General features: G+C 44.4%; 15 protein-coding genes and 1 pseudogene. All 16 read right to left on the reverse strand.

Going from position 1 to position 26,164, the window contains the following annotated elements:
• Positions 1 to 167: 167 nt before the first annotated feature.
• The gene (locus ACSQ8O_RS30940) at positions 168 to 3,299 is read right to left on the reverse strand and encodes an OmpL47-type beta-barrel domain-containing protein (RefSeq protein WP_436244765.1); all 3,132 of its coding nucleotides are present in this window, start codon (positions 3,297 to 3,299) and stop codon (positions 168 to 170) included.
• Positions 3,300 to 3,502: 203 nt separating this feature from the next.
• Complete coding sequence (locus ACSQ8O_RS30945; RefSeq protein ID WP_436244982.1) at positions 3,503 to 4,873, reverse strand: discoidin domain-containing protein; 1,371 nt, start codon at positions 4,871 to 4,873, stop codon at positions 3,503 to 3,505.
• Positions 4,871 to 6,037, reverse strand: a pseudogene (locus ACSQ8O_RS30950) (glycosyl hydrolase family 8); the annotation flags it as partial. The gene ACSQ8O_RS30945 and the pseudogene ACSQ8O_RS30950, both read right to left, overlap by 3 nt.
• Positions 6,038 to 6,203: 166 nt before the next feature.
• Positions 6,204 to 9,527, reverse strand: coding sequence for a discoidin domain-containing protein (locus ACSQ8O_RS30955; RefSeq protein ID WP_436244766.1), 3,324 nt, complete (start codon positions 9,525 to 9,527; stop codon positions 6,204 to 6,206).
• Positions 9,528 to 9,710: 183 nt separating this feature from the next.
• Positions 9,711 to 10,649: an AraC family transcriptional regulator gene (locus ACSQ8O_RS30960; protein ID WP_436244767.1), complete on the reverse strand. Its 939-nt coding sequence runs from the start codon at positions 10,647 to 10,649 to the stop codon at positions 9,711 to 9,713.
• Positions 10,633 to 12,291: an ABC transporter substrate-binding protein gene (locus ACSQ8O_RS30965; RefSeq protein WP_436244768.1), complete on the reverse strand. Its 1,659-nt coding sequence runs from the start codon at positions 12,289 to 12,291 to the stop codon at positions 10,633 to 10,635. Before ACSQ8O_RS30965 ends, ACSQ8O_RS30960 begins: the two co-directional genes overlap by 17 nt.
• A gap of 41 nt (positions 12,292 to 12,332) precedes the next feature.
• Complete coding sequence (locus tag ACSQ8O_RS30970) at positions 12,333 to 13,229, reverse strand: carbohydrate ABC transporter permease (protein ID WP_056615080.1); 897 nt, start codon at positions 13,227 to 13,229, stop codon at positions 12,333 to 12,335.
• Positions 13,230 to 13,247: 18 nt separating this feature from the next.
• Positions 13,248 to 14,207, reverse strand: coding sequence for an ABC transporter permease (locus ACSQ8O_RS30975; protein WP_436244983.1), 960 nt, complete (start codon positions 14,205 to 14,207; stop codon positions 13,248 to 13,250).
• 173 nt (positions 14,208 to 14,380) lie between these two features.
• On the reverse strand, positions 14,381 to 16,198 hold the full coding sequence (locus tag ACSQ8O_RS30980; protein ID WP_436244769.1) for a cache domain-containing sensor histidine kinase: 1,818 nt from the start codon (positions 16,196 to 16,198) through the stop codon (positions 14,381 to 14,383).
• An 11-nt stretch (positions 16,199 to 16,209) separates the two neighbouring features.
• Positions 16,210 to 17,235 (reverse strand): response regulator transcription factor, encoded by a 1,026-nt coding sequence (locus ACSQ8O_RS30985; RefSeq protein WP_436244770.1) that lies wholly within the window; start codon positions 17,233 to 17,235, stop codon positions 16,210 to 16,212.
• 174 nt (positions 17,236 to 17,409) lie between these two features.
• Positions 17,410 to 18,237, reverse strand: a complete 828-nt coding sequence (locus tag ACSQ8O_RS30990) for a carbohydrate ABC transporter permease (protein ID WP_436244984.1) — start codon at positions 18,235 to 18,237, stop codon at positions 17,410 to 17,412.
• A gap of 67 nt (positions 18,238 to 18,304) precedes the next feature.
• Positions 18,305 to 19,261 carry an ABC transporter permease gene (locus ACSQ8O_RS30995; protein WP_436244771.1) on the reverse strand — a complete coding sequence of 319 codons (957 nt, stop codon included), beginning with the start codon at positions 19,259 to 19,261 and terminating at the stop codon, positions 18,305 to 18,307.
• Between the two features lie 14 nt (positions 19,262 to 19,275).
• Positions 19,276 to 21,075, reverse strand: a complete 1,800-nt coding sequence (locus ACSQ8O_RS31000; protein ID WP_436244772.1) for a sensor histidine kinase — start codon at positions 21,073 to 21,075, stop codon at positions 19,276 to 19,278.
• On the reverse strand, positions 21,072 to 22,088 hold the full coding sequence (locus ACSQ8O_RS31005; protein ID WP_436244773.1) for a response regulator transcription factor: 1,017 nt from the start codon (positions 22,086 to 22,088) through the stop codon (positions 21,072 to 21,074). The genes ACSQ8O_RS31000 and ACSQ8O_RS31005 overlap by 4 nt, the downstream gene beginning before the upstream one ends.
• Positions 22,085 to 24,466, reverse strand: coding sequence for a glycosyl hydrolase family 95 catalytic domain-containing protein (locus tag ACSQ8O_RS31010; RefSeq protein ID WP_436244774.1), 2,382 nt, complete (start codon positions 24,464 to 24,466; stop codon positions 22,085 to 22,087). The genes ACSQ8O_RS31005 and ACSQ8O_RS31010 overlap by 4 nt, the downstream gene beginning before the upstream one ends.
• An 89-nt stretch (positions 24,467 to 24,555) precedes the next feature.
• The gene (locus ACSQ8O_RS31015) at positions 24,556 to 26,118 is read right to left on the reverse strand and encodes an extracellular solute-binding protein (RefSeq protein WP_436244775.1); all 1,563 of its coding nucleotides are present in this window, start codon (positions 26,116 to 26,118) and stop codon (positions 24,556 to 24,558) included.
• Positions 26,119 to 26,164: the final 46 nt, after the last annotated feature.

The raw sequence follows: 26,164 nt of genomic DNA on the forward strand, positions 1-26,164 counted from the left end.
TAAAATGAGAATAAAACGACCTCCGACTCGATGTTACTATCCTTGTTTCCCTTTGTCATTGTTCATACTTATACCCCTATGTCTTTTTTTATGATGGAGCACTGATTATGACAAAAAGAACCACCAAGGTCGTTCACCTGGATGGTTCTTGTTCGCGATCTTCACTATTAATTCTGTAAAACTTTTAACCAATCCAGCAATTGTACTGCCGTCGATTCCTCGATGAATTTGCCTTTTTGCGCTTGAACAAGTGCTTGTAGTGCATATAGCTTTGGATTGAGCTCTTGTTTCGAAGCCTTCTGAATCAGGTTTACGAGGGTCATTAATCCGCTGTAGATGCCTTCATTTTTAATCCAACCTTTTTGTTTCGCAATCGTTATGACTTCGTCCAAGTGATCTAAGTCCATTTGAACTTGCAGGTTAAATTGCTGCGTTGTTGAATTGCCAGCCCGATCTGTCGCAGTAACAGAAATTACGTGGTTCCCCCGTGTAAGTGACATCGGTTCAATGACATAGGGTGGATCAATTGGTTTGCCATCGAGTAGAATTACTTGATTGGCAATACCGCTGAGAGCATCCGTGATTCCAAAGTCCAAGTGAATGGAATCTGTCATGTAAACAGCCATGGAGACTGATGAGGTGATACGAGGAGCACTTCGATCCAATCGAATCGTTACTGCCCTCTGAGCTTCCTCGTTACCAGCTGCATCTACGCTGTAGTACGTAAGTTCATTTTCACCTTCTCCATCGACCTGAATAACTGTCCCCTCTGAATAAGGGCTGCCATTCACACTGAAATACGTATGTAGAACGCCACTTCCTCCATCCGTTGCAGTGAGGTGAACCGTTTGTGTATCCTTGTGCCATCCGCTTCCCACATCATCTGACGTGGCTGGCGCGGTCACATCCGAATCTCCGCCAATATAAATTTCATTGATATTGTTCCACGTATCCTTGGAATTGCCTTTCCCGTTGTATTTAACATATCGCGCGTTTTCTTTCCCAAACTGAAAAATCTCTAATCCTGCAGTCTTGCCACTGCTTTTCCCGCTAAACACAGTCTTCCAGCTGACGCCATCTTCCGATACCTGCAAATCAAAGTTATACTTGTCGACATCCCCTTTCAGGAATGCAAGAAGCACAGAACGTACAGGTTTCACTACACCTAGATCAAATTGAATCCAATGCGTAATTCCCTTTGCTGCATAACGGGTTGTTAAATCACCATCGATGGCACTCGCCGGTGGGAAGCTCGCATGATAACCTACGCTAGCCGACACAGCTTGAATGGGATAAGTAATGAAACGATCCGGAACCTCACCGTAAATAGGGTAACCCGTCAGCTGCACCTCATATTTAGCTTGCAAATAGGGATCTTGTCGATCCTTCACGGTAACGATAGCCGTTCCAAACACTTGCTGAGGTTGCGCAATCTCCACAATATGACTACTAGCTGCACTTATCGTTGGAATGACCTTCGTACCCAGCGGCACTGCAACTGCGTAGGCATACGTAGAAGGTGAGAAATTAGCGATAGATACACCATTGACTTGAATATCCGTTAATTTTGGCAATAATGATTCAATTGGCGGTGTATGGCTCTTAGACAAAACGAGCTTATCCAGCAGGGCACCGTTTCCTTGCGACTTTATGTTAACCTCATGGAATCCATCTGTTAGTACAAAAGGCAATTCGGCCGTCGTCCATCCCCAAGTCGATCCCGCAGCTGTAGGCAAATGGACTTCAGTCCCTTCATCCACGGATACCTGGAGGCTTCCTTCAGCTGCACCACTTGAGGAGCCTAACACATGTAGGTACACACTGCCGCCATGCGAGACATTCAGATCATACGTTAATGTGGCTGTCCCCTCTTCAGGAGATTGCATGAAAGCGCCTTTGGAGCATGTGTCACAAGCCCCTCTTGTAAAATAGCCTTCCCTACTTGAATAACTTTCCGCTTCCCACGTTGGTGATAAATCAGCATCAACCTGACGCGTCCAGCTCATATGGTCTTTCACCCACATGATGCGGGCAAAATAGATGGGACTGGTTAATACCGTGCTCATATAGTAGGGGTTTGTAAGCAATTTATAGACAGTTGTATCCGTCGTGTAAGGTGAAATATGCAGATATTCACTCCAGAGATTTGTCAATGTACAGCTAGTTGGGAGTCCATCCACTTTACAATAGAAATTACCTGTGCCAGTCGAGATTACATATCGAATCGTATTGGCGAGCTTGATTAATGTGTCTTGCGTAACGCCATATTTCCCACGATCGTATGCCCTCGTCATGCCCATAATATCATTCGCCGCATGAACACCATCCGCATCCTCAACTTTGCCGAAGTAGTCAGCCACATACCACCATTTATACACATCATGACCTTGTACTTGATAGGGTTCTAAGGAAGCCGTAAACCAATCGATCGATGCTTGGACAATGCGGTCATAGAGGTCTACTCTTGTCGGATCGTCGGCTAGCAGTTCATGACATTCCGCCAAACGCATAAAACCGTTATTGATCATCATTTGCTGATTCCATGGAATCGCTGAGTTAGGAGCTCCACTTCCCGTTGTACTCCAGCGTGCATCGTTCGGCCAATACTGGCGCAATGTATCTGGCTTCACGAAATTCGGGATCATATACGTATCCATGGATTTATCTAACTCGGTAATGTATGATTTCGCGCGTTGCAAATACGTCTCACCGTATAGCAAACCATTGCCATAAGGAACAACTTTGTTCCACAATGACTTGTTCTGAAGAATCAGTTTCGCACTGTAAGCAATGTGTCCGATCACATCGCCATTCTCGCTGCCTGAATAACCATCAATGAGCAAGCCATCACTATTAACTTCGCCAACCTTTTTGTTTGGCCATGCCAGCTCCCTGTTTCCATTCCATAAAACACGGCCGGTAACTGGATTATTCCTAGCTGAAAGCATATTCTCGCTAAATGAAATCATCCGATCGAGTATAGCTTGATCTCCACTAATTTCGTACATATAACCCATTGCTTCTACATTCTGACCGCTAGGACCATAGACGAAATCATTGCCTATATTACTAACCGGCAGACCGACAGAAGTAGATAAGATATATTGCTTAAACGAATTAATCTCCTCTTGCGTAACAGGACCGTCTAGGCTGTTAACCACCATGGGCGCCCCTGTGGCAGCAGATGCGTTTGGCGTTAAAGGAGCCCATATTCCCGAGCAACTTAGCGTAATCGCCAAGCATGAGACTAGTAATTTACGCCATCCTTTTGTCATTTTCGCTGGAATTGCAGCAAACATTATGTACCCTCCTTATTTTCGAGATTCATTGTAATCGCTTACATCATTTATCATAGTTTTTGTGGCACTTGCACGCATACTAGTTTTTTAAGCACCTATTCAACAAAATTATGATTATCCATTAATAGTTGAAATGTAACTAAGTTCCTATGCGAAAAAACGACTACATACCTATTACGGCTATGTAGTCGTTCATGTGTTTATTAATTATATACTTCCATCTCATTAATCGTCGGTACCGCGCTTGCCGAGTTGATGTACAGCCTCAGGTACCTGGAAGTCACCGGAGAGAAGTTAACTGTTTGGCTAGCACCGATCGCGGTTCCTGATGTACCGGCAATATCCGAATAGGTTGTGCCATCGTTCGAGAACTGCAGCTTGTAAGAAGTTACTCTCTGGAATGTGATTTCTTTCATCACTACCTGATTGAACGTGGTGGCAGCACCGAAATCGACGCTTATCCATTGATTATTCAGGGAACCACTGGAAGCGGACCAACGAGAGGTATTCGAGATGTCGCCATCAAACGCATTCGCGGCAGGATAAGACGCATTCCATATCGTTGAGGCACTATATGTTTTGCCCAATGCGAGATTGCCCCCTGCTCCCAAAGTCGTTGCGCTGATCGTATTGCTAGCAGCAGAAAAATTACTTGCCGCATCCTTCGCCTTTATCGTATAGCTGTATGCGGTCGATGCTGTGAGTCCCGTATCACTAAACGAAGTTGTCGTCGAAGATCCGGCCAAGGCAGCGCCACGATAGACATCATACCCCGTTACGCCCACATTATCTGTCGAAGCGCTCCAACTCAAATTGATTTGACTGCTTGATGCTGCCGTTGCTGTCACATTTGTCGGTGCTGTTGGTGCCGTTGTATCTGTTCCGCTTGGGCCATATACTTCCATTTCATCGATGTTCGGTATGTTGCTGGCTGTGGTTATAAACAGTCTTAAATACCTGGAGCTCACACTCGCAAAGTTAATCGTTTTATTGGCGCCGATTGTCGTACCTGCCGTGCCTGCGATATCTGTATAAGTGGTACCGTCGCTAGAGGTCTGGAGCTTGTAAGCCGTGACCCTCGGGAACGAAATTTCTTTGACCACGACTTGGTTGTACGTGGCAGGTGAGCCGAAATCAACACTAATCCATTGATCGTTAAAAGAACCGCTCGATGCAAACCAACGAGTCGCAACATCACCATCAAACGCTTTATCACCTAGATAAGATGCACTCCATGTCGTTGAAGCACTATAGGTCTTACCTAAAGCGAGATTCCCCGACAAAGATGACGTCGTTGCGCTTGCTGTGTTGCTTGCATCGGATGCGTTTCCTGCCGCATCTTTGGCTTTGATCGTATAGCTATAAGCTGTCGATGCACTAAGTCCCGTATCGCTGTATGAAGTTGTCGTCGAAGATCCGACAAGAGCAGCTCCACGATATACATCGTAGCCCGTTACGCCTACATTGTCTGTTGAAGCCGCCCAGCTCAAATCGATTTGATTGCCCGATATGACCGATGCCGTCAGATTCGTTGGTGCTGTCGGAGCTTGTGTATCCGGTGTGCTACCTGCCACTGGCTTCCACCAGTTACCTGAGATGAAAAGCATGTTTAACAACGTATAGCTTTCGTCGTAGTAGCCTGTTTTATGGCTTTTCATCCAATCCCATCCCGCATTGATCCAGGCTTGATGGCTGCTGTTCGTAACGGCTGCTGCAATGAATGGAGAGACGAAAACGCCTGCTGGTCCGCTAGCTGAACCAGTCACAGTTCCATCCAACTTATAACCGTCTTTCACATTGTTCGGATTACCGCCTGTTTTCCCCTTAATCCAAACAGCCATTTTGTCAGCGATTGTTTTTCCTCTCGCATCTCCATAGAGCGCGTAATCCATAACGATTCGGAGCGGTACGCGAGCCGCATTGTAGTTATACTCGTTCGTTTCAGGAAACTCATCCAAATAATTGACGGGAGCTGGTTGCGGAGGATTACCGACAACAAAGTCCGAAATCAGCCCTGTACTTGGCGAATAAGAAGTGCTGAACGAACTGTAAACACTGTACAGATTATTAATGACATTCAACCAAATTTGATCACCCGTAACGTCGTAATAGGCTCTTAAATGAGAGAGCATCCAATCAGACGGTCTCGTATTCAAAACGCTTTTGCCATCCCAATCGCCCAAGTTTAATCGATTATTGGTTGTAACATTACTGACTTTAATTCCGTCCGTAATCATCTTTTGGGCTTCCGCTAAGTAATTAATCGTTCCTGCTGATCCCCATTGATAATGAGCCAGAATCAGGGAATAAGCAATATCCATATCACCGTCTGTCGCCGAATCAAAATGTCCTTGTGCGCCAGCGTTATCTGCCACTACCCAACCCATCAAATTGGCATTTTGTGTGCTTTTATAAGCTCTAGCTGTCTTAAATAGCCCGTCGTAAATCGTTTTTGCATTGGTGTCATAGCCTGCCATTAACGCCGTAATGACCATTCCATATCCTTGACCCTCTGAAGAGCCTAGGGGTACATACCCATCTGCGTCACCAGTTATTTCCCCTTTCACATAGTAACCGCCAGGCAAGGAGGACAAGTTGTTTTTCAAATAGCTTGATTTCCATGAATTATAATAAGCTGCGACATCTGTATTCATTTGAGACTGCGAAATATGATCAGGCTTAGTAATCCCTGGATAGCTGACTTGTTGCGGAAAAGGCTTTTGCTCACCTGCAGCATGGGCACTCTGCTCGAAAGCCGGCGAAAGAATGGGTGCCGTAAAAAGGGTAACGCATATCACAGCAATTGACCACTTGCTCATCATATTTTTGACAGGTCTTACTTGGATCTCATCCATGCTAATACCTCCACTTCAAGTATGTTCGCAGATAAAAGAGACAATTGAATTACTGATTATATATTTCCATCTCGTTTATCGTCGGAGTATCACTTGCCGTGCTGATATAAAGTCGCATATATCTGGATGAAATGGAGGAAAAGGTGATCGTTTTATTGGTACCGATTACCGTTCCCGATGTTCCAGCAATGTCCGTAAAGGTTGTGCCATCGTTCGATGACTGGAGCTTGTAAGACGTTGCTCGCTGGAACGTGACTTCTTTGATAACTACCTGATTGTATGTGATGGCAGCACCAAAATCGACGCTGATCCATTGATTATTCAGGGAACCACTCGACGCTGACCAGCGGGACGTATTGGAAGTGTCTCCATCGAAGGCATTAGCAGCCGGATAAGAAGCATTCCATATCGTAGACGCGTTATACGTTTTGCCTAATGCCAGATTCCCTGCGTTATTGTATATCTCTATCTCGTCGATTGTTGGTACGGCACTGGCAGTGGTTACATATAACCGCAAATATCTAGCGTTTACACCGGTAAAATTGATCGTCTTGCTAGCGCCGATCGTTGTGCCAGCTGTGCCTGCAATATCTGTGTAGGTAGTGCCGTCGCTCGATGACTGGAGCTTGAAAGCCGTCACCCTCTGGAAAGTAATTTCTTTGATAACGACTTGATTGAAAGAGGTAGCGGCACCCAAGTCTACGCTGATCCATTGATTATTCAGGGAACCACTCGATGCTGACCAACGGGTAGCTGAGCTGCCATCAAACGCATTTGCCGCAGGATAAGTCGCGCTCCATGTCGTAGATGCGTTGTACGTTCTGCCCAATGCGAGATTGCCCCCGCCAGATTGCGTCGTTGCGTTCGCTGTATTGCTTGCTGCGGACAAGTTAGCTGCTGCATCCTCTGCTCTTACCGTATAGCTGAATGTGGTCGAAGCACTAAGTCCCGTATCGCTGTATGATGGCGATGTTGAAGAGCCAACTAATGTGCCATCCCGGTATACATTGTATTCCGTTACCCCCACATTATCTGTCGAAGCACTCCAGCTCAAATTGATTTGACTGTTGGATACTGCCGTTGCTGTCAAGCTCGTCGGTGTTGTCGGCACTTGGGTATCTGGAGGCGCTTGCGTCGTTGCACTAGCTGTATTGCTTGCGGCTGAAACGTTAGTTGCTGCATCCTTTGCTTTTACCGTATAACTGTAGGCTGTTGAAGCAGTGAGTCCTGTATCATTGAAGGAGGTTGTCGTAGCAGATCCGACCAAAGTGGCTCCGCGATAGACATTATAGCCCGTTACCCCCACATTGTCTGTCGAAGCTGCCCAGCTCAAATTAATTTGACTGCTGGATGCCGCAGTTGCTGTTAAATTGGACGGTGCTGATGGTGCAGTTGTATCCGCTCCGGTAGTGCCGTACACTTCCATCTCCTCAATATTCGGTATGTTGCTGGCTGAAGTGATATACAGTCTTACATATCTGGAGCTCACATTAGAAAAGGTAATTGTTTTATTTGAACCGATTGTCGTTCCTGTCGTTCCAGCTATATCCGTATAGGTCGTTCCATCCGCCGAGGACTGGAGCTTGTATGCCGTGACCCTCGGGAACGAAATTTCTTTGATCACGACTTGGTTGAATGTGACAGGTGAGCCGAAATCAACACTAATCCATTGATTGTTAAAGGAACCACTCGATGCTGACCAGCGAGTCGCTGCGTCTCCATCAAAGGCTTTATCCCCCAAGTAAGATGTGCTCCATGTGGTGGAGGCACTGTACGTTTTGCCCAATGCGAGATTGCCAGAAGAGACCAATGTTGTTGCACTAGCTGTATTGCTCGCTGCTGATACATTAGCTGCTGCATCCTTCGCTTTTACCGTATAGCTGTAGGCCGTCGAAGCACTGAGTCCTGTTTCGGTGAAAGATGTCGTTGTAGAAGTACCGACTAGTGTAGAACCACGATAGACGTTATAACCAGTAACGGCCACATTATCTGTAGAAGCCGTCCAGCTCAAATTGATTTGACTGCTTGATGCTGCGGTTGCGGTCAAATTGGTCGGTGCAGTCGGTGCTTGCGTATCACTGCCCGTGTATCTTTGGTTTTTCACATACATAAGACGGGCGAATGAAGCCATCGTTGTACTTGTCATATTAGGCATGGTCGCATTGGCCAACGTGTAATAAACATCTGGGCGGAGCGCTGCTAATTGGAGATAGCCGCTACGAGGATAAGTCGTCGGCGCACCATGCCCCGTTCCATCTGTACCGTCAACTCGACCCGCGTAATCACCAGGTCCCCTCATCATTACGTCGGCATACATGTTGGCAAATGGCGTCATCATCGACGCTGTAATGCCATAACGACCGATTAGAAAAGCTCGATAAAAGCCTGATATATCCAGTGCGCCGTGATTGGAATCTTCGCCTCCCAGTAGGGTCGGATTATAGCCCCAATTATAGGCTGTATTTCCTTTACTGTCCGTATAAGTTTGTTTAGCTGAATTGTCGCTGAAAAACCAATTCAGATTCGTCTGAACAATCCCGTCGTATTGTGAAACGAGAGAAGGATTATCTCCTTTAATCGCATGAGCCGCCGCCAAATTCTGTAAGCCATATGTGATCATCATCTGCTGATTCCACGGGAATACGCCGCCAGGCATGTAAGGCGATTGCGTTTGGAAATACAGTTTATTCCCCCTCGAAAGATCTAACAGCTTCGGAAAGAGGAATTGGCTAACCACATAATCGGCCTCAGTAATAAAGGTATTTGCACGTTGAACATAGGTCGCGCCATGTCCATAAGCATCGCCAATTGGAACAGTCGTATTCGTAATTGCCGGAGTCTGGAGGATCAGTCTGCCACAATAGGCAAGATGACCAATCGAGTCTCCATTGGCTGAGTCAGCAGTAGCCGTACCCGTATTATTCCCTGGCCATACTGGCGCAATCGTGTTGGTCCATACTGTGCGCTGCCCATATGGAGCAGGGAGAATATCGTTTCGCTGGGAAAGAAGCACGTCACAGAAATAGATCATACGGTCGAGGATTTCCGTATCATTCGTTAACTCATACATGAGACCCATCGCTTTGATGTTCTCACCACTTTTACCCTGCGCATATTCGCTTTGCATGGAGCCGGTATTGGGCCAGACAACAGGCTCCACCGTCTGAATATAAGATTTGAAGGAATTAATTTCGTTCTGTGTGATGGGACCATCGAAACTATCAACCACCATTGGCCCGGCGGCCGAGGCATGGTTTCCCTGGAACATACCAATGAGAAAAGCAAACATGAGTCCAAATAAAATCAGTTGTTTTTGGGAGAAATTAAAACCATAATGCTTCTTCTTGAGGTGAGAAATGATGAAAGCTGACATTATACAACCCTCTTTACACATCCCCATCGGCTGGGGTATTTGCTGACATCATGCTCGACTTCATGGCATGCCATGCAACATCATTAATTGGAGATATCGCACCTCCTTATTCATTCACCCACTCATATTAAAGCGTTTTCATAAAAATAGGAATAAGTGCTACTAACTACTTTTTTTGTTAAACTAACCTAGTTGATAAACCTGACGATACTCGGATGGTGACATGCCTACATGTTTTTTAAAGGTGGTCGAGAAATAGGAGCCATCTTGAAAGCCTGTCATATAAGCCACTTCGGTCACAGAGAAGGAAGAGTACACGAGTAGTTCTTTGGCCTTCTCCATCCTTCGATCGTAAATATACCGCATTGGCGAGACGCCGAAATGTGTTTTAAAATAACGAATGAAATAATTGGGATGAAAATGTACCATTTGCGATAGCTCCTGAATGGTCAATTCTTTGTCCAAATTCTCATCAATGTATTTGATTGTGTTAACCAATTTGTTCACGGATGAAAGCTTGATATTTATTTTTGTTTCCTTCCATCCTTCGTCGATATAAAAAGCCATCATTTCAAGCAAGGCCGCCTGGATTTTAATGGAAGATGTCAATCCAACATGACTTCGATTAATAATCAACTCCTCGAAATAACCCAACAATCGCGAACTATTCTCCAAACTAATAATATGGGGGATCCCTATCGACCGAAAGAGTTGATTGAAACTGATATTGGATGTGAAATGGCACCAGTACATGGTAAACGGTGGACCGTTTGTTACCGAAAAGGATTGGTTAACTCCTGCTGGAGCGAAGAACAATTGCCCAGACTTCGGTTGATACAGCTTTCCGTCAATTTGGATCCATCCTTCGCCTTCACAAATATAATAGAATTTATTGTAAGCGGGAACAAAATTGAGATGTTTCCAGTCCTGGGTACATACGGAATGCTTCGCATATAGTAATTTCACTCTTAAATCAGAAAGCTGATGATACAACATGTGATTTGTTAGGGGCACGGCTTCCACATCCTTTATCGAATTGAGAAAAGCCCCACCTGCCATAAGGCAGGCGGAGCGTAGTTCCCATTGGTCATTAAAGGACTTACCTTTATTTTTTCTTTGCATCGAATGCTTGTTGGTAGATTTGCAAGTACCTCGGCAGTTTCATACTATCCAAATTTTTCAAATATTCGTCCCATTTTTTATCAATATCCAAGTCCCCGATAATCATTCTTGCGGTTGACTCCTTCCGATAATCATCAATCGTTTTGCTAATATTGGCGATTTCATCCGTCTGCTCGTTTGTGAAGCTTAAGGCCGGAATCATCTTTTTAGGGTCTGGTTTATAAGGCTCGTATTTCGTCAGCGTTTCTTTATATAAAATGTCTTCCAGCGGATTTTTCGGATCAGCCGTCTGTGCTAAACGCCACTCGTTCGTACGCAGGGAAGGACCCACTTGTCCCCAAGTTGCATTCTTTGCTCCAGGTGAAGTATTACCGATTAACGTATATTTGGCAGGCTTGCCATTGATACCGATCTCATTAGGACCAGCTACTTTCCATTCCATGTCCGGTCTGCCCAGAATGGCGCGATTGGTGGCCTCCTCGGAGTAAAGGAAATCAGCTAAGCGCATTGCAATTTCCGGGTTCTTGGCTTTGTTCGTAATCACAAATGATCCAGATGTGATACTTTGTGGAATGTATTTGGATGCTTGGACACCAGTAGGACCTTTTAAAGGCGGCACAGCAACGTAATCCAACCAACGTGTTCCCTCCAATGTGTTGAAGATTGTAGGATGTTGTGCCGCAACTACACCCAAGATCACATTATCTGGATTTTCACCCAATTTTCTTAATTGATTCCGATCCTGCGTTAATGATTGTGGATCAACCAAACCTTCTTTGAACAACTTGTTGATATACTTAAGTCCTTCCTTATATTCCGGTTGCGTAAAGGCTGCGTTTATTTTGCCGTCTTTCATAAACTGCATATTGCGGTCGCTGTCAATAAAGGCTTGCAAGAGGAAAGTATCAATGTAAGAGTTGGCAATGTTGGCTCCGATAAACGGGATTTCGTCCGCTTTTTTATTACCGTTCGGGTCTTTCTCCTTAAACGCTTTCAATACCTGATAAAACTCATCTGTCGTTGTTGGCATCTTCATACCAACCGCATCGAGCCACTTCTGATTAATCCAAAGTTTGGTGGGCTGCGTACAGTGAAAGCACTCGTTAACTGATGGTAGACCATAAATGTTGCCATCTGGTGAAGTAGAAAGTTCTTTCGTGTACGGGAGTGAAGTAAACATTTTTTTAGATTCAACGCCATATTTATCGATGAGTTTGTTGAGCGGGATAAACACACCGTCTTTGCCATATAAGGTCAACTGGATTTGATCAATATTAAATCCGAGATAAACATCCGGATAGTCACCGCTTGCAAGCGAAATATTTAACTTCTGTTTGGGATCGCTTGCCACTTCCCACTCAAGATGAATGTTCGTTTTTTCTTCCAGCCATTTAGTAAACTCGTTCGTTGCAAAATTTTCTACCGCTGGATTCGTTCGCGACAATACTTTGAGTGTCGTTTTCTCTTTGGTAATCGGAAGCACGCCCGGTGGATTTACGACTTCGTTCTGTGCTGCTGCTGTTGAATCAGGCTGTTTCGTAGCCTCAGAGCTCGTATCCGATGTTTTACTACAACCGCTTAGCACCACTGTTGCACTTAAGATTAGGCTGATCGCGGGGCCCCACAACTTCATTCTTTGCATGTGAAAATCCTCCCTTATTTATCTGTATAATGTAGATAAGCTTACCCTTTTAGTGAACCGATCATCATACCTTTGACGAAATGACGTTGAATAAAAGGATAAACAACTAAAACCGGAATTGTCGCAATAACAATTAATGAATACTTGAGAAGTTCTCTCATACCTTCTCGTTGTGCTGCACCTACGACATCCGTGATGATTTCTTCATCGAAGGTGTTCTTCACTAGCACTTCACGCAGAATGATTTGAAGGGGGAACAGATCCGGTGACTTCAAATAAAGTAGAGCGGCAAAATAGGTATTCCAATGTCCTACTGCGTAAAATAACGAGAGTACAGCAATGATAGGTCCTGATAAGGGAGCCACGATTTTCACTAGAAATTTATAATCACTGCACCCATCCAGATGTGCGGCTTCTAGGATTTCATCGGGAATCGTCGTTTGGAAATACGTCCTTGCAATGATGACACTCATGACGCTCATGACACCTGGGATAATCAACGCCCAGCGGGTATCAAGCATGCCTAGTTCCTTAATTAAGAGATAGTTAGGTATTAACCCTCCGCCAAACATCATGGTGAATACAAAGAGCGCCATTACCCCATTGCGAATATAGAAGTCCTTACGTGACAAAGGGTACGCTGCAATCAGAGTCATCATCACATTGATGATAGTTCCTACAACCGCATAGAACAATGAATTGGCAAACCCAACCCAAACGCGATTGTTCTTGAATACAGCTTCGTATCCCTGCAATGTGATATCGACAGGCCACAACCATACTCTTCCTGAAATAACGGCCGTTGATGAGCTGAAGGAAGCGCTGAGCACATAAATGAGCGGGTATAAGACAGACAGTGTAAAAAGGCAAAGCACCGTGTAGTTCACGATATTAAATAGTTGATCGCCTCTGGATTCTTGAATTCGGGTCGACTTCATTCTTTTCTTTGCACCTCTCTACCACAGGCTGGTTTGCCCTAATTTTTTGGCTGCTTTATTGACGGTGTACAATAAAATAAGATTGATGACAGAAGTGAACAATCCAATCGCGGAAGCGTAGGAATATTTAATTCCCGTAGAGAGCAGACCCACCTTGTACACATAGGTATCAATAACCTCAGATGAACTGAGATTCAGTGGATTTTGCATCAACAGTACTTTTTCAAAACCAACATCCATTAAATTCCCAACACTAAGAATCAACAATATAACGGCAACGGGTAAAATCCCGGGAATATCCACATGCCTCATGCGTTGAACTTTACTCGCACCGTCCATGACAGCGGCCTCATGCAGAGAAGGGTCGATGGCAGCCAAAGCGGCTAAATAAATGATACAGCCAAAGCCTACATTTTGCCAAATACCTGACCAGACATACAGTGACTTAAAGTTATCCGGATTTCCGAAGAAATCGATTTTCTCAAAGCCCAGTTGGGCAATAATCATGTTGACGATACCGGTTTTGGGATCGAGCAGTTGGATGACGATCCCCATCATCACGACCATCGAAATGAAATGCGGGGCGTAGGTAATCAACTGCACCGATTTTTTGACGAAAGAACGATTCACGTAGTTTAAGCAAAGCGCCAGCAAGATTGGGAATGGAAACCCTGCAAGCAAGCTGTAAAAGCTTAAGCCAAGCGTATTTTTGATCACTTTCCAGAATTCATAGGAGTTAAAAAAGTTTTTAAAATGCTTCAATCCGACCCAGTCACTCCCAAAAAAACCTTTATGAGGCACATAATCTTGAAAGGCAATGACTGCACCGTACATCGGTATATATTTAAAGATGAGAATGTACAGGATAGGCAGGATGGATAATACATACAATTGAGGAACTTTTCTGATATTCGTGAATAGCTTACTTCCGAATTTAATTTTTACTTTGCCTTGTGAGCTGGTCACTTTACGGACGATTTCCACGCCAAGTCTCCTCCTCTCTTTTGTTATCTTCATGATACGTTTTCAAGAGAAGGCGAACATACTAGTTTTTTAAGCACCTAGGTAACTATTTTATGGTTTTCCATGTATCTTTTACACAAAAAAAAGGATGGCGCACCTCTATTTAGGAGGGACTTCATCCTTTTTCGCTATATCGCTATTGCTGCTGAGGCATATCTCCGCTCATCTCGCTGACTCGGCATGCGCAACGTTAGCTTAGCACCTGCCGCAGTCTCATTATTGTCAATGCATAACCCATATTGCTCACCGAAAACAATTTGAATCCGGCTGTGCACATTGGCTAAACCTATTCCACCCTCGCGCTCTATACGAACTGGCAACTGGGAGGTACTTATTTGCTGTGCGGCCAACTTAGCCTGCAGCTCCTCCAGTCTTTCGGGCGTAATCCCTACGCCATTATCCGTAACGGTTACGATAAAATCATCCTCATCCATACAGGCATCAATACGGATCTGATGGTGGCTCTCGATGCCATCAGGAAAAGCATGCTTAAACACATTTTCGATTAACGGCTGTAAGGTGAGGCGCACCATTTTTTTCAATAGAAGCTCCGGTGGAACCGTAACTTCAATTTCAAACTCGTGGCCTAAGCGGTAATTCATAATGTTCATAAAATGTAGCACATGCTTCAACTCATTGGCAACCGTTATTTCCTCTAAGTCGGCACGTACCGAATAACGAAGCATATACGACAGAGATCTAACGATCTCTTTGATTTCCTGCGAATCCTGTACGACGGCGTAACAGACGATCGTCTCGAGCGTATTGTAGAGAAAGTGTGGATTGATTTGTAATTGTAAGGCCTGGAATTCAGCAGACTGCCTTTTCAGCAAGTATTCCTTATTCTTCAACTCCTCAGCATACACTTGCTCCATAAGCTCTTGCAGTCGTGAGACCATCATATTGTAGCTAATTGTAAGACGGTCCATTTCGTCCGTTCTGCCGCTGATGGCGACATGTGTCCAATTACCTTTTTCCGTTTTACGCATGCCGTTTTCCAGCATTTTGATGGGCCGAATGATGGATTGCCCGAATCGGTAGGCAAGAATCAGCGCAATGATTAACGCAATCGCACAGGTGTATACCGTTGTTTTACGAATATTTAACGCAGGGGCTCTAAGCTCATCAAGCGGCATGGATGCTACCAACGTCAAGCCCGTATAGTCCGATCTTCGGTTAAAATGGACACGTTCAACATCGTCTTTATAATCGAAAATTTGATTTTGATTTTCGCGCAGTTTGGTAAACAGCTTGGCATCCAACTGCTTGCCAATCATGCCAGACATCGGGTGATAGATGATTTTCCCCGTATCATTCACAATATAGAAATACCCGGTTTCCCCTAGACGTATGCCCTTCCACAAAGAAGTCAGCTCTTCGATATTAAGCTCAATGCCAAGTATCCCTTTAAAGATTTTCGATGTCTGGCGATCTGAGATTTTCCGTGTTAGTGCGAGCTTCCCGTCTAGAAAACTCCAATCCATAATCGTTAATTTACCGTCTTTATCTGTAATTTCCTTCAAGGAGTCCAGCTTATCCAACAGGATTGAGTTACTGAAATCTGACGTATCCGCATTATGATCATAGATGCTAAGCCCGTTATATCCGAGCAAATACACCATACTAATTTCCGGATTATTAATAAAAAGAGGCTGAAAGACCTTCTCTTTCATCGGTCTGATGGATAGAAAATAAGGAATAAAATTGTTACCATCTAAATTCAAAAACTCTTTCACATTCGTAGAAGTTATCATCGAAACGGTAGCGCGATCGTATTTCTTTAAATACATATCCGTATGATTCATCGCATTATCGACGATTTGAGTTAATAGCTCATTGGTTTGCTTATCCACTTCCTTGGTGGATTGAACATACAGGACTAGGCCGACGATAGAAGAAGATATCACAATGACGATTACGAAATAAACGAACATACGCAATGCCAAGCTAGACCTCATTATTTGATCCCCAACATACTGCGGTATTCCGTCGGCGAGCAGCCGGTCATCTTCTTGAAAATTTTAGTGAAATAGGGATAGTTCTGATAGCCAATCGTCACACCGACATCAACAACTTTATAATGCGGCATTTCAAGAAGTTTCTTAGCCATTTCGATCCGCTTCTTCATACGGTATTGAACAAACGTTTCATTCGTCATTTTCTTGAAAATATAACTAAAGTAAGTGGGCGCAAGTCCAATCTTCTCTGCCACTTCTTCGAGGCTCAACTCTTCCGAAATATTATTGTCAATGTAGGTTTTCGCTTCTTCAAACAAGCTCTTCTGATTCCCACCCCGCCATTGAAATAATTGATGATACAGATGGACGAACTCTGACCGTAAATAGTCCATAGCCTCCGTCAAGCTATTCAATTGTACTGGCGAAGCCTGCGTGGTAAAGGTCACTAAGCCACGCGAGTTCAGTTTTTTGACTACACTCTTCAACCCATCTGCCATCATCTGATCCAACTGCTGAACTTGAATCCCTTTCAACATGTCGCTTTGTGACCACTCATCTAGTAGGGTATGGAGGGCATCCAAATCCCCAGACCAAATCGTTGCTTCAACGCGTTCCAGCCACTCCTCTATTTGAAAGAAGGAGATTTGCTTCACCTGATCCTGCTGTACGAGCAATTTATTAAGCACGGGATACAATTCATGTTCCGTAAGCGGTTTCAGTAAATATTCTTTGACGCCGAAAGTAAGGCATTTCTGAGCGTAAGAGAAATCATCATAACCAGAAATGACAACAACAGGGAAATTCACTTGCAGCTCTTGAATGGCTTTGCACAATGCCAGACCATCCATCTTCGGCATACGAATGTCGGTTAGAAGCAAATCAGGGCGCTGTTTGTTGATTTGTTCAAGTGCCTCGATGCCATTTGCTGCGACAACCGTGCGAAACAAGGGGCTGCACTGTCTGATGAGCTGGGCTAGCCCCATCCGAACCATCGGTTCGTCATCCACTATGAGGATATATTTCACTTTACAAGCACTCCCTTTGTACGCTAGGTTAAAAAAAATCCTTGTGAATATTTTACCACAGTGATAATTCATAAGTAACTTTTTTCTACACTATACGTCTCGCCGTCATCTCCATGTATTATGTTTTCTTACGATCCTATTTGTTATTTTACTATATCCCATCCCTAGCTCTACCTACGATTTAATAGACCCAACCATCATTCCCTTCATGAAATGCTTTTGCAAGAACGGATACACCAACATGATCGGTAATGTAGCAACGACGATAACAGCCATTTTCAGTCCCTCGGGTGAGACCAAGAGCATCAAGTCTGAGGTTGTATCCGATGATCCCATATTATCCGTAATAACAATCTCACGTAACCGCACTTGGAGCGTAATTAGCGAGCGTTTATCAATATAATAGAGGGCTTGTGAATACATATTCCAATTCGATACCGCATACATAATCCCCATTGTTGCCATGACCGGTTTGGACAGTGGCAGTACGACTTTCCATATCATCCGCAGCTCGCCACATCCATCGATACGGGCAGAATCCAACAGCTCAACCGGAAGATGGATGAAAAAAGAACGCATAACGAACAAATTAAAAGCGCTAATTGCGGATGGAATCATTAAAACCCAGAGTGTATTAAGCATATGCAGATTTTTCAATAGCAGATAATTCGGAATCAGAGGTGCATGGAATATCATGGTTATCAAAACATAAACCAAGGCAGGTTTCCGAAATACGTATTCTGAACGAGATAGCGGATACGCTAGACTTGATGTAGCTGCTAAATTGATCAACGTTCCAAATATGGTTATTGTCACACTATTGCGCAGCGCCATCCAGATCGTGGAATCCTTCAATATCATATGATAATTCTCAAGTGTGAATCCCACCGGCCATAGGCTGACCTGTCTGTTGTTGATTGCAACAGCGTCGCTAAAGGATTGAGCGATCACATGAAGAAGTGGCAGCAGCATAGTAAGTCCAATCATCAACAGTAACATCATGTTAAATACCTGAAAAGCTCGCTGACTAGTTGTAGAAATCACATCCCTGACCTCCTTTTGACGAACGTTAGTATAAGCTCTCTCCCGACGTTTTTTTACTCAGGGTATTACCGATCATGATCAATGCTAAACCAACAAAAGACTTAAAAAGTCCAATCGCGGTGGTGAAGCTATATTGTCGATCAACCAGACCTGCTCTGTACACATAGGTATCCAGAATTTCTCCGTTTTCGCTGTTCAGAGGGTTCAGAAACAAATAAACTCGTTCAAAACCGAAATCCATAAAATGTCCGATTTGGAGCAGCAGTAGAATGGTGATCGTAGGGAGAATGGAAGGTAAGGTAATCGACATCACCTGACGAAACCGACCCGCTCCATCGATCTCTGCAGCTTCATATAAATCTGGGTTAATGCCTGCAATTGCAGCAAGATAAATAATGGTTCCCCATCCGCTGTCTTTCCATATCCCAGATCCAATCAGAATAGAGCGGATATAACTGCTCTCGCCCATAAAATAAATGGACTCCATATGAAACCAACCCATCACTTGATTTACAATTCCTGTCGTCGGGGACAGCAGCCCAATAATAATTCCACCGACAATGACCCATGACAGAAAGTGCGGCATGTAGATTACGGTTTGCACCACCCGCTTATAACCACTAAATCGAATTTCATTCAGCAATAAAGCCAGAATGATAGGTACTGGAAATGCAAAAATCAGATCATACATACCGATTAACAGTGTGTTTTTCAGAATGATCAGAAACTCTGGATACGTAAATAACCGTTTGAAATGAGCCAAACCTACCCAAGGACTGCCGGATACCCCCTTGAAAATATTATAATTTTGAAAAGCAATGGAGGAACCGAACAAGGGGATATACTTAAACAAGGCAAAATACAAGAGTCCGGGAATTGAAAGCACATATAAGGGCCAATATTTCTGAATAAATGCCCACTGAGCTCGCGCATTCACAAACTGGAACTGTTTCTCGCCAGAGATGTCCGTTTTCGAAGCCATACGATTAGCTCCTTTCATTTTTTTGGCATCAACATAATAATCTTTGTTCCTTGGCCTATCTTGCTGACAATCTGCAGCCCATACTTCTCGCCGAACACCATCTGAATTCGACGGTGCACGTTAACGATACCAATGCCACCGATCCCTTTCGTCCGCCCGCTCTCTGCAAGCCGGTTTTCACTAAGCTTCTCGCGCAATTCTCGCAGCCTCGATTCTTCAATCCCCACTCCGTTATCTTCTACGCTGATCCAAAAGAGCGCATCGTCTTCACCCGCGTGAACACGAATATAATGGTGGTCCTCCACTCCGTCCGCAAAGGCATGCTGAAACGTATTTTCTACTAACGGCTGAAGTGTCAGTCGCACCATATGACGAAGCAAATACGCCGGATCAATGTCCACTTCCATATCAAACTCTCGTCCGATCCGATGTTTCATCACGAGTAAGTAGTGCAAGACATGTTTAAGTTCATTAGCTACCGTTATTTCTTCCAAATGGGTTTGTACAGAATAGCGAAGCATATAGGCCATTGCCTTCACAATCTCATAGATTTCCTTACTATCCTTAATAACCGCATAGCAAACAATCGTTTCTAACGTGTTATACAAAAAGTGAGGATTAATTTGAAGCTGCAGCGATTGTAACTCCGCTTTCTGACGCTCAATTCGATTTTCCTGATCCCTTAACTCGGCCTGATAGACTTCATCAACAAGCTCTGCTAGTCGACTGACCATCAGATTATAACGATTGATCAGCTCTACAATTTCATCACGGTGATTGGGAAGCGGTAGAATGACCCAGTTTCCTTTCTCCGTTTCACGCATCGCACTTTTTAGTTTGCGTATCGGACCTGTGATCGACTTACCAAACCTGATGGCAAGCCATAAGGCGAGAATGAGTGTAAAACCGCCAACAATAAGCGTTGTAGTACGAATCGTGTCTGTTGGTTTATGCAATTCATCTACCGACATGGATACGACAAGCCGCCAATTGCCATATTGGGAGCGTCGGCTCATAAACATGCGTGATTTCCCATCAATCGTAGAGGTAAATGCATGAGAACCAGCGTCTATAACCTGTTGATGAATCGCTTCCTGCATCCCCTTGCCGATCTGCGCAGCATTCGGATGGTAGACATAGTTCCCATTGCCATCGGTAATAAAGAAATAACCATCGCTCTCTAAATCAATGCCCTTCCATAACTCAGAAAGCTCAGAGGCTCTCAACTCAATGGCGAGAACACCCTTAAGTTCAGTCGAAGAAAGCCCGCGAATACGGCGAACGAGTGTCAGTGTCTGATTGGTTTGCTCCGGTAAAATACTATGGTTCAGTACGACCAAACTGCCATTCGCCGTCGTATTATTTCGGAAATAGTCTAGCTGCTCTTTTATTTGCTCCTTCGTGAACGAACCCGCGTTAATCCCATTGTAAACATACATGGCGTTACCATTGAAATTCATCAAAAAGATGTCAGTAATTTCTGGATTTCTTATAAAAATAGGTTCGATGCCAACTTCTTTGACAAGTTTACGTAGTTCGTAATACGGATATCCGATCTCCCCTTCTGGTAAATCAATGAATCGTTTGACATCGTTATTGCTGAGGAGAGACACCATTGCGCGCTCATATGCGCGAATATAATAGTCCGTATGATACACTGCATTACCTACGACTTGTGTCAACTGTTTCTCTACAATGTGTTCCAACTCACGCGAAGAGGCTTTGTACGAAAAGTAACCAACGCTGGTTAATGAAATTAAAATGACGACGAGGTAAGATAGAAACAACTTTTGATATAAATTGAAATTTCTCATTTAATCCCCATAGAGCTACGGTATTCTGTCGGAGACACGCCATAAATTTTCTTAAACGTTTTTGTAAAATGCGGGTAATCTTCATAACCTACTTCAATGGCTATATCAAACGTTCGTTTATGGGGAATGGAGAGCAAGTCCCTCGCTTTCTCCATCCTTTTATTCATCCGATAGCTTACAAACGTTTCGCCCGTCATCTTTCTAAACAACGTACTGAAATAGGAGGGAGAAATCCCGATCAAATCCGCCACCTCTGCTAGCGTGACCTCCACAGATAATCGCGTATCGATGTAAACCTTCGCTTCTTCCATCGGATCCTTGTAATTACCATGCCGTGAACATTGTAGTTCTTTCATCAACGCTCTCATGCGACACTCAAACAAGATATATAGGTCCTCTCTTGTAGCAGCACTTAACGGTTCTTGCAAACCTGGCATGTTAAATTGTTTCTTTTCTTGAAAATAGTTGTCCAATAGGTGCAATACTTCATCCAATAGATGTTTCAATTGATTGATAGTTAACAAGCTGCAGCTTTCTCGCCACTCCGCCAGGAGTCGGGACATTTCATCCATCTGCAGAGACCAAACACTCCCTTTTATACGTTCAATCCACTCTACATATTTTGAAATCGATAGGCAGCTTTGCGCATGCAGCTTGAGAATCTGATCGAATATATCGTGTAAATCAGGCGGTGTAACAGGTTTCAACAAATAGTGCTTAACCCCATAAGACAAACACTTCTGTGCATACTCAAAATCGTTATAGCCGGAAATGACGACCTTAAGCAAATTAGGATGACTAGTATGCAGGATCCGACAAAGCTCTAATCCGTCCATTTTGGGCATACGGATATCCGTAATGAGTAGGTCAGGCTCAAATTGGCTGAACCGATCGATTGCCTCGAGTCCGTTATTCGCTGTCTCAATCGTTTGAAACGGTTGCGTGTATTGTTGTGCCATTTTCATCATCCCGCTGCGAATTATCGGTTCATCATCCACAATCAGTACTTTCATCCTTCAAGCCTCACACGCCTAAGTATGACTGATAAATGAAGCGGAGCCTCCGAGATCGCTACTTGTCTCAGCTTCAATTCAAATTTATCAGAGCTGTCTCTTAGTCCAACAGCTGCTTCAGGCAATAATAGATCTATTGGTTTACAGCCTTGCGTTGAGCGGAGCACGATGTCGAGCCGCTCCTCCGATACGTCCCACTCTAAGGTGCACTCGACTCCACCACGCGCTAGCAATGGACCCGCTTTTCCTTTTCTCCAACGGGCAGGCAGCGCAGGTAAAATATGAAGCTCGCCGGGAATTGAGAAGAGCAGCATCTCCTGAATTGCTGATGTCCATCCCATATTGGCATCGAGCTGCACGGGTGCCCAATCCATGTCAACACCAATTCCCATACCGCGCCAGTCATTATGCAAGGTAATTAGATTGTTCATGACGCAGGAGCGAGCCAATGTTTCGAGACATTCGAGTGCTGAATCGCCTTGACCCATTCGCGCATAATTATTCGCCATATGCGCCAGCGACCAGCCCGATTGTTCTTTCAGTCCCAATCCTAAGCGTTTCTCAATGGATTTGACGAAAGCTTTGTAAAGAATAGGATCACTCTCACGCGTTACTTCTGTTCCGGGAAATACAGGGTATACATGCGATTCATGGCGGTGATGGTCATTTTCCTCATAATAGGGATGCATCCATTCTCTAACGGCTCCATCTTCCGTCAGTTGGTATGGTGGGATCCGTTCAAGCATTTGCCGCCAGGTCGAAATGTCTTCCAGATACATCCCAGTTATCTGCGCCCCTTCAATCAGATGTGTCAGAAGCTCCTTAGCAATGGCAAAGTCCATCGTCGCATTCATAGTCGTTCCCATCGACATGCCAGGACCTTTCCAATAATTGCCTGGGGTATTTTCCGGTGAATTAGATGGGGAACTCATCCAGTATCCGTCATCATCCATCGTAAAAAAGTCTTCATAGAACAAAGCAACCTCCCGCATAAACGGCAGCGCCCTCTCTCGCAAAAATACCAAATCTCCCGTATGCAGGTAGTAATCATAGTAATGTTGGCTGACCCATCCCGCTCCACCAGTCCAATGAATAATGTGGGGGGATGTATGTTTTAGCAGCCCTGAGCCGGGTACGCTTGGAGCCGGAATAAAGATTCCGCGACAGCCATACAGCTGTCTGGCATTGACACGGAAATCATCCATCAGCTTTTCCATGTAATTAAAGACTGCAAGCAGCAGTTCAGTCATGTTGCCCGACAAGGCCTGCCAATACATCATCTGAAGGTTTTCATTGACCATGTGAAACGACCAAACAGCGTCATAATCGCCAAACCATAAACCATATAAATGACAGGGCTGCCCTTCCGCACGCGAACTAGAAATGAGCAAATATCGTCCATAAGCCCACATTTTCTCAATGAGCGCATCCGGTGTTTCTCCTTGATAGGCTTGCATCAGCAACTCTTCGTTGGAGAGTTCCCTTCCTACTGCTGCTATGTCAAACTCCATCGCCTGAAACAAGCGGCCATGTTCAAGCACGTGCGCTGAAAGCAAGGAATCATAGCACATTGGAAGGCCGCTCAGCTCTTCATCCAATCTGCGCCATTCAGCTTGTCTATTTCCCCCAGTAAATAACTTGATTACGACCAACATAGACTCCGCATTCTTCACGGTGAAGCCTTCCTGACCATAATCTGTGTGTCCTCCCTGATGGATGACGCGGGCGCCCCCTCCGAAATCACTCCCGTCTGGATGTTGAGCGGCATAATAAATGGTGTCACCCGTAGATTTCATTTCTTCGCCTTCGGGGAACACAATACCTGACCTCCGAACATCTCGTTTATCATGAAGCTGCATGCGTAACCTTGCTTCAATCGAATGCGGTCCCCATTTGCGAATATCCATGACGACGGCATCCGCTGCGCGAGATACGAACAACCTTCGCTCATAACGGGTATCCCCATCTGTCCAACTAACGGACACTTCTCCGGTTTCCATTTGAAGCGTTCTCTTATAGGAGCGAAATGCTCGGCGAAGTGGCATGAATATCTTAAGATCCCCTAGTGGTAGAGGGGAAGCCAGTTTTGGTTGGTAACCGTGATCTTTCAGCGCATCTGAAAGCACTTTGTCTGCTTCTGGAGCCTGACCTTCATTCAGCAAGCGTCTTACCTCTGCCAATCGGTCACTCACATCCGGCAGTGGCATCGTTACACCACCCCACCACAGATCCTCATGATTCAGCAGAACTGTCTCTTCGTGAACCCCTCCGTAGACTGCCGCTCCAATCCTACCGTTACCAGAAGGCAGTGCTTCCCGCCATAATGATCGCCACCAAGAAGCCGGATAGTTCATTGAGATGAGGTGTTTCGTGTTCATGATGCATCCTCCTTGTCTTTGGGCATAAAGAACGGAAAAGTATTTGCTCGGAAGACCAAACAAATACTTTCCATCGTGCACTTTGGCAGCTATTTTCGATTACTAGAAATGATCACACCTGAACCCTTTTTATAACGTTCGTTTGCTTCTTTAAGGATCTCGTTTCCGCCTTTGCTCTTGTATTCTTCAATGACTTTCGGCCAGTCTGATATCGGCTCTTTGCCATAGATCATTTTGATCATATGGTCAATGATCTGTTTAGGACCGACATCATCTCCGATTGGCGCCAAATCAGGATATCTGGAGAAGGATTCAAGCCCTGGTACAAAACGAACCGATCCTAGACCTTCTTTGGAAACAACGGTATCCAAATATTGAATCATATCGCGACCTTCAGGCGTCAACTCTTCTCTTGCCTTATTGTATTTAGCATCATGGACGAACCAGAACATGCCTCGGAATCCGTCCTCATCGATCTCTTCTGGTTTGGTTGGCGGCGTAAACTTCACTTTGCCATTCTCCATGGTGTACGTTTCGCCTTCAATGCCGAAAGAGAAATATTTCTCAGCTTCCGGTGTCGTCATCCATTCAAAGAATTGAATGATTTTAATCGCTTTATCCTTCGATACCTTACTATTCAAGTAGTAGGATGTGTTAATACTTGAATACAGCATGTGACCTCCCCAATTCTCAGGTCCACGTGGAGATGCAATAATGTCAATTTGAGCTGTCGGAACTGCTGTTTTCACTTTATTGCGATAATTGGATAGTCCCGCCGCGTTGGCGGACCACATCCCGACTTTGCCGGCATCTATGTTTTTCCCATAGTCTGTAGAGGAAATGGATGCAAAATCCTTTGGAATTAATCCTTCATCGAACATGGCTTTGTACGCTTGAAGCGCTTTCGACATATTTTCTACATCAAAAAATTTCGGAACCACTTGGTCTCCCTGTACTTCAAATTGAGACGGCAGGACATCATAAGCTCCCAGTATGGTATCCGCATATTTGAAGTTTTCACGCAATTGGTAGGGATTTTCAACCCCAATCTTTTTAAAAGCTCGCATGACATTCAAGAACTCATCAACCGTTTTCGGCGCCGGTAAACCCGTTTGGGCTAGCAGATCAGCTCGGATGAATGTCGCACGCCTGGATGGATTGGATAACCAAGAGGGAATTCCATATATTTTTCCGTTGAAGCTCGTTTCTTGCCATGCCTCTTTCGGTACCGCTTTCATAATATTCGGTGCATATTGTTTCAATAGATCATCAAGCGGCATGAATACACCGGCTTCCACAGAACCGGACATGCCTTTTGTGGTGGCACCTCCAACATTTTGCACGACATCAGGAATATCATTAGATGAAAACATCAAGGACATTTTGGAATCAAAATCTTTGAGTGGAATCATTCGAAGATCTAAGTCTGCTTTGGTCAATTCCTCGAGCTTCATAACCCACTTTTCTTTATTGACATCTGCTGATTTCTCGGCATATTTATTCCCAGATGTTGTTAGTGACATGGAGAATTTCAACTTTTCATTAACCTTTGCAGTGTCTTCACTGCTCTTCTGTGTAGCTTCACTGCTGCATCCTGAAATAACGCTAATCGCCAAGACACCGAGCCACACCTTACCCCATATTTGTTTCATATGCCCACCTCTTTTTCAAAATTTTCTCAAGTTTCACTTGGTTATT

It is taken from the genome of Paenibacillus sp. LjRoot56, from assembly GCF_964253335.1.
GTDB lineage: Bacteria > Bacillota > Bacilli > Paenibacillales > NBRC-103111 > Paenibacillus_E > Paenibacillus_E allorhizoplanae.

Excerpts from the sequence above, each read along its gene's own strand:
- ACSQ8O_RS31015 (WP_436244775.1), bottom strand. The coding sequence starts at position 26,118 with ATGAAACAAATATGGGGTAAGGTGTGGCTCGGTGTCTTGGCGATTAGC.
- ACSQ8O_RS31005 (WP_436244773.1), bottom strand. The coding sequence starts at position 22,088 with ATGAAAGTACTGATTGTGGATGATGAACCGATAATTCGCAGCGGGATG.
- ACSQ8O_RS30940 (WP_436244765.1), bottom strand. The coding sequence starts at position 3,299 with ATGTTTGCTGCAATTCCAGCGAAAATGACAAAAGGATGGCGTAAATTA.
- ACSQ8O_RS30990 (WP_436244984.1), bottom strand. The coding sequence starts at position 18,237 with ATGATGTTACTGTTGATGATTGGACTTACTATGCTGCTGCCACTTCTT.
- ACSQ8O_RS30955 (WP_436244766.1), bottom strand. The coding sequence starts at position 9,527 with ATGTCAGCTTTCATCATTTCTCACCTCAAGAAGAAGCATTATGGTTTT.
- ACSQ8O_RS30970 (WP_056615080.1), bottom strand. The coding sequence starts at position 13,229 with ATGAAGTCGACCCGAATTCAAGAATCCAGAGGCGATCAACTATTTAAT.
- ACSQ8O_RS30965 (WP_436244768.1), bottom strand. The coding sequence starts at position 12,291 with ATGCAAAGAATGAAGTTGTGGGGCCCCGCGATCAGCCTAATCTTAAGT.
- ACSQ8O_RS30960 (WP_436244767.1), bottom strand. The coding sequence starts at position 10,649 with ATGCAAAGAAAAAATAAAGGTAAGTCCTTTAATGACCAATGGGAACTA.
- ACSQ8O_RS30995 (WP_436244771.1), bottom strand. The coding sequence starts at position 19,261 with ATGGCTTCGAAAACGGACATCTCTGGCGAGAAACAGTTCCAGTTTGTG.
- ACSQ8O_RS31010 (WP_436244774.1), bottom strand. The coding sequence starts at position 24,466 with ATGAACACGAAACACCTCATCTCAATGAACTATCCGGCTTCTTGGTGG.
- ACSQ8O_RS31000 (WP_436244772.1), bottom strand. The coding sequence starts at position 21,075 with ATGAGAAATTTCAATTTATATCAAAAGTTGTTTCTATCTTACCTCGTC.